7 protein-coding genes are annotated in these 4,640 nt (G+C 64.9%); 3 read left to right on the top strand and 4 right to left on the bottom strand.

The window, feature by feature from the left end:
• Positions 1 to 376: 376 nt before the first annotated feature.
• The 3 genes from BRAS3809_RS29645 to BRAS3809_RS36890 form a co-directional block, all read right to left on the bottom strand.
• Positions 377 to 1,111, bottom strand: coding sequence for a hypothetical protein (locus BRAS3809_RS29645; protein WP_139017472.1), 735 nt, complete (start codon positions 1,109 to 1,111; stop codon positions 377 to 379).
• A gap of 61 nt (positions 1,112 to 1,172) precedes the next feature.
• Positions 1,173 to 1,901 carry a sulfite exporter TauE/SafE family protein gene (locus BRAS3809_RS29640; RefSeq protein ID WP_008965703.1) on the bottom strand — a complete coding sequence of 243 codons (729 nt, stop codon included), beginning with the start codon at positions 1,899 to 1,901 and terminating at the stop codon, positions 1,173 to 1,175.
• 41 nt (positions 1,902 to 1,942) lie between these two features.
• On the bottom strand, positions 1,943 to 2,119 hold the full coding sequence (locus tag BRAS3809_RS36890) for a hypothetical protein (protein ID WP_170323351.1): 177 nt from the start codon (positions 2,117 to 2,119) through the stop codon (positions 1,943 to 1,945).
• Between the two features lie 258 nt (positions 2,120 to 2,377).
• On the opposite strand from BRAS3809_RS36890, the gene BRAS3809_RS29635 reads away from it, so the two are divergent.
• The 3 genes from BRAS3809_RS29635 (at position 2,378) to BRAS3809_RS29625 (ending at position 3,753) form a co-directional block, all read left to right on the top strand.
• Positions 2,378 to 2,701 (top strand): ArsR/SmtB family transcription factor, encoded by a 324-nt coding sequence (locus tag BRAS3809_RS29635; RefSeq protein WP_008965701.1) that lies wholly within the window; start codon positions 2,378 to 2,380, stop codon positions 2,699 to 2,701.
• Positions 2,698 to 3,105 (top strand): SRPBCC family protein, encoded by a 408-nt coding sequence (locus BRAS3809_RS29630; RefSeq protein WP_008965700.1) that lies wholly within the window; start codon positions 2,698 to 2,700, stop codon positions 3,103 to 3,105. The genes BRAS3809_RS29635 and BRAS3809_RS29630 overlap by 4 nt, the downstream gene beginning before the upstream one ends.
• Positions 3,106 to 3,528: 423 nt before the next feature.
• Entirely contained in the window at positions 3,529 to 3,753 is a 225-nt protein-coding gene (locus BRAS3809_RS29625) for a hypothetical protein (RefSeq protein ID WP_008965699.1), read from the top strand.
• Between the two features lie 284 nt (positions 3,754 to 4,037).
• Here BRAS3809_RS29625 and BRAS3809_RS29620 read toward each other — a convergent pair whose 3' ends face one another.
• On the bottom strand, positions 4,038 to 4,439 hold the full coding sequence (locus tag BRAS3809_RS29620; RefSeq protein ID WP_008965697.1) for a (R)-mandelonitrile lyase: 402 nt from the start codon (positions 4,437 to 4,439) through the stop codon (positions 4,038 to 4,040).
• Positions 4,440 to 4,640: the final 201 nt, after the last annotated feature.

Genomic DNA, 4,640 nt, shown 5'->3' with positions numbered 1-4,640 from the left:
ATGGCCCGCCTGCTGAGAAAAGTGCAGGCGGCAGGTACCACAGGTTCAGCCGAGCATCCGGCATTCCCTGCGCGACGGTCTTAACGCTTATACGCAGTCTGCCTGGTGCGCCGGCTTGTTGGCCACCATTCGCGACAATGCTTGCGCATTGCGCGGGACACCAGCTTCGGGGTGCCAGCACGCTGCGACTTCACGTCCACGGCCCGCCGTTCGTCCGCGCATCGCTTCGGACACGCTGCGGCAAGACCATGGCCATCGCTCCCCGCCCGCGTGTCGTGACGATCGCGCGCAACGCCCCTTCCGAGTGGGGCGGGATAGTCGCAATAGAGCATGATTTCTGGATTTCGTAAAGAACAATCTCAGCCCGTCGGGCGCATCAGGTGCAATGCTCATTCTCGAGAACCTGGGGTTTGAGCCCGATGCTGAAATACAGCACCTTGTCATTCTGCGTCTCGAACACCATCGCGCGCTTGCGATCGGGGCTTTCGACGGTCAACCAAAAATGGGGCGGAGGCTCCGGCTCGGTTTCACCATGTCGGGCTCGCTCGCGCGCGAATTCGGCCTCGGCGTCCTCGGTGTCACGGAAATCGGGCGCACGTTCCTTCTTGACCTCCGGATATGCGCGGCGAATGTCGGCTTCGCTCGCACCGACACCGATGCCATTGCGGTCGACGATGCTTGGATTGGGCAGCTTGTAGCCCGGCAGGAACACCGTCATCATGACAATCCGACCACCCACGATCACGTAGGACAGCGCGCTGTCATGTCCGTCGATCCGTCCGGTCACGTAACAGTCCTTTGTGTACGGCAATTCCACCGATCCGAGCTTGGCCTTGAGCGCCTTTTCGGCCTGCGCGGCGGTCATGCCCAAACGGACCGGTCCAACACTATTCCAAGAGACTTCGTGGGCGCCTGCGATGATCGAAGCCGAAGTCATCGCCATGGCGAGCGTGACCAGCCCTACCCAACGCCGGCGAACGACTGACAACAAGAGCATGCAGACCTCACCTTGCGACGAGCGGCAGACCTCGTCGCCGCGAAAGGAAGCCGGCAACCGGCGACGAAGGACGCGTCCCTTGTCGGCTTCCCGATCGCCATCAACGACAGGCACCGCGGAATATCAAGACGGAGGGAGCCGAAAGCTCGCTTTCTGCAACGCGCGCGGTCGATCGTCAGACCACCAGCAACACTCCCGACACCAGCAGCATGCCGAGAATGATCTTCCTGAACAGCGCGTCGTTGACCTTGCGGAAGGCGAGGATGCCGAGCGCGGTGCCGGCGAGCAGCGCCGGGATGCTGAGGGCGAGATCGATGGCCACCTGCGAGGACAGGTCCCGCCTTGCCAGCATCACCGCGAGCGAGGTCAGCTGAATGGCGGCGATGAACGGCTGGACCAGGCCGCGCTGCTCGGTCTTGGGCAGGCCGTGCAGCTCGCACCAGATCGTCGGCAGCGCGCCGGGCATCGCGGTGAGGCCGCCGATGAGACCGCCGCCGAAGCCTACGATGGCCGTGCGGCCCTTGTTCATGGGTTGCAGGCTGCCGAGCGCGGGCTTGCACAGCATATAGCCGGCGTAGATCGCGATCGTCGCGCCAAAGACCTGCTGAAACAGCCGGGCATCCGCATTGTGCAGCAGCCATAGCGCCAGAGGCACGCCGAGCAGTCCGCCAAGGATCAGGACGAAGCTGTCCTTCCAGCGGATGCTGTGGCGGAGCGCCCACAGATTCGTCGCCTGCACGCCGACGCTGCACGCCATCATCAAGGGCACGGCCTCCAGCGGCTGCAACGCATGCAGCAGGATCGCACCGGCCACCGCGGAGAACGCAAATCCGGCGAGGCCGGAGACGAAGGCGCCGAAGAAAACGGCGGTGCTGAGCAACAGGAATGAGGACAACCCGGGCATGAAGTATCTCCGGCTGAAATGACGCTGACAATGAAACGGCTTCAGTCGCAATCCCGACGCAGCGACACCGCGGACACGCCGCCACCGGCGGCCGAAGCGTGCAGGACGATGCCGGCCACGATGTGCAACAGCAGGAAGACGCCGAGGATGATCGCGGCCATCGCCCTCTGCGGCGTGATCCACAGCGTGCGCAGCGTTCGTGACTCGTGGATTTTCATGTTCGTGATCTCCCGCCATCGGTGTCGGCTGCTAGCACCTCATCGTCTCTTGAACGTCTCTTGCACGTCCCTTGCACGTCCCTTGGAGGGCCATGGCCCGACACGGCGCAGCATGTCGCGGGAGTAGTCGATCTCGCAGCCGTGCTGCTGTGCGGCATGTCACGCTGTCGGCAACGCGCAGCGAAGCTGCATTCGCGCTTGACCAATCCATAACTGTTCGGTTATGCAATTATCCATAACCCATGAGTTATGGATTCAATGGCCCGCTCGCCCGACCTGCTGTTCCGCACGCTCGCCGATCCGACGCGGCGCGCCATCTTCGAAGGGCTGTGCCGGCATGGCGAGCAGACCGTCGGCGCGCTCACCGCCAAGGCCGGCGTGTCGCAGCCGGCGGTGTCGAAACATCTGGGCGTGCTGAAGCAGGCCGGCCTGGTGCGCGAGCGCCATGAGGGCCGCCTGACGCATTATCGCGCGCAGCCGAAGGCGCTCGCGCCCCTGCTCGACTGGACCAGCCGGATGGCGGCGTTCTGGGAGAGCCGGTTCGACGACCTGGAAACCCTGCTGAACAGGATGGATCAATGACCCCCGCGTCCGAGACCCGCACCGTCGTCGTCGAGCGCGAGTTCGCGCATCCGCCCGAAAAGCTCTGGCGCGCGCTGACGCAGCCGCACCTGATCGCCGAGTGGCTGATGGCCAATGATTTCGTGCCGCAGATCGATCATCGCTTCACGTTGAAGGCCGATTGGGGCGTCGTCGATTGCCAGGTCCGGACCATCGAGCCGAACAGGACCCTGTCCTACAGTTGGGCCGCGCTCGGCCTCGACAGCGTCGTGACCTGGACGCTGACGCCGACCGCGACCGGCACCCATCTGCGCATGGAGCAGACCGGCTTCGCCGCCGACCAGACCCGCGCATATCAAGGCGCGCGCTACGGCTGGCCGAAATTCTTCGACGGCCTGGAGCAGACCTTGGCACGGCTCGACTGAGCCGTGCAGACGGCAAGCAATATCATCATGAAGTCGAGCGCCGGGCTTGGCGCGGCACACCCGGCGGTGAACACACGAGCGAGAGCCTTGGTAGGGAAAGCAATCGCTCGATCTTCAATCGACGAGCCCGACTCTCAACCCTCACCCTGAGGAGCCCGCCCCCAGGCGGGCGTCTCGAAGGGCGAGGCCACACTGGGGCCGCATGGTTCTCAGGGCGATGCAAGCGCATCGCCCGAACGCGCCGCGTGCAACGACCCCGCCTCGCGTAGGCTTGGTCGGCGCGGCGCTCCTCACCATGAGGGTCTGCTTCCGAGATCGGCGCTGCACGTTGGTCATCAGCCGCGTGCTCATGGAGAGGATCAGACTCGGAGATCGGCTCAACGGGCCGGTGATCAGCCGCGTATTCATGAAGAGGGGGAACGGATGAACTGGAGCAATATGATTCGACAAGCGCACCGCTGGGTCTCGATCGCCTTCACGCTCGGCGTCATCGTCAATATCGCGGCGATGACGCAGACGCAGCCGGCGTTCTGGGTCGGGCTGTTGGCGCTGCTTCCGCTGATCGTGCTGCTGGCAACGGGGCTCTACATGTTTGCGCGGCCTTATGTCGCGCGTCCCCGCAGCGGCGCGGCATCTGGGTTGAGGTAGGGCTCGGCCCACAAATTCCCCGTCATTGCGAGCGCAGCGACGCAATCCAGAGTCCTTGCTGAGCCCTGGATTGCTTCGCTGCGCTCGCAATGACGCGTTTTGCAAAGAGGAATGTAGGGTGGGCAAAGGCGCGGCGCTGCGCTGTCTGCGCGCGAAATCGCAATGGCGCCGTGCCCACCATGTTGCCCCCACGCTTTCGGATCGCGGTGGGCACGCTGCCGCCGCGCTGCGGCGGCCGCTTTGCCCACCCTACGGCCCGGCAAAGGCCGACGCGCGCATCAGGATCAGACGCGGGCGCGATACTGCGCGTCGCTCACATGCTCGAACCAGTCGGCGGTCCTGCCGTTCAGCGCTTCGGTGATCGCGATGTGAGACATCGCGGTGGTGATGGTCGCGCCGTGCCAGTGCCGCTCGCCGGGCTCGAACCTCACGACATCGCCGGGACGGATCTCCTCGATCGCACCGCCCTCGCGCTGCACCCAGCCGAGGCCGGACGTCACGATCAGGACCTGTCCGAGCGGATGGCTGTGCCACGCCGTGCGCGCGCCGGGCTCGAAGGTGACGAGGCCGCCCCGCGCCCGCGCCGGCTCAGCCACGTCGAACAGGGGATCGGTGCGTACCGCGCCGGTGAAGTGATCGGGAGCGCCTCTGCCGGAAGGCCGCGCCCCGCTGCGCTTGATGTCCATGTCGTCTCTCTCATTGCGCTCGGTCTGATCGCACACGGGCTCTCTCTCGAGAGACGCCGCCGCTGATCATTCGCTGCAGTCTACGACGCCGGCCAGCGCACGATAAGACATGCGGCGGAGGACAGTTTCCTGAATTTCGCGCAGCGACAGGCAGGATCATCTCGCGCGTCCCGCAAGTCTCGGTCATTCGTCATTCGTGAC

The organism is Bradyrhizobium sp. STM 3809 (assembly GCF_000239795.1).
GTDB lineage: Bacteria > Pseudomonadota > Alphaproteobacteria > Rhizobiales > Xanthobacteraceae > Bradyrhizobium.
This window is presented reverse-complemented; position numbering and strand designations above follow the sequence as displayed.

Excerpts from the sequence above, each read along its gene's own strand:
- BRAS3809_RS29640 (WP_008965703.1), bottom strand. The coding sequence starts at position 1,901 with ATGCCCGGGTTGTCCTCATTCCTGTTGCTCAGCACCGCCGTTTTCTTC.
- BRAS3809_RS36890 (WP_170323351.1), bottom strand. The coding sequence starts at position 2,119 with ATGAAAATCCACGAGTCACGAACGCTGCGCACGCTGTGGATCACGCCG.
- BRAS3809_RS29625 (WP_008965699.1), top strand. The coding sequence starts at position 3,529 with ATGAACTGGAGCAATATGATTCGACAAGCGCACCGCTGGGTCTCGATC.
- BRAS3809_RS29620 (WP_008965697.1), bottom strand. The coding sequence starts at position 4,439 with ATGGACATCAAGCGCAGCGGGGCGCGGCCTTCCGGCAGAGGCGCTCCC.
- BRAS3809_RS29630 (WP_008965700.1), top strand. The coding sequence starts at position 2,698 with ATGACCCCCGCGTCCGAGACCCGCACCGTCGTCGTCGAGCGCGAGTTC.
- BRAS3809_RS29635 (WP_008965701.1), top strand. The coding sequence starts at position 2,378 with ATGGCCCGCTCGCCCGACCTGCTGTTCCGCACGCTCGCCGATCCGACG.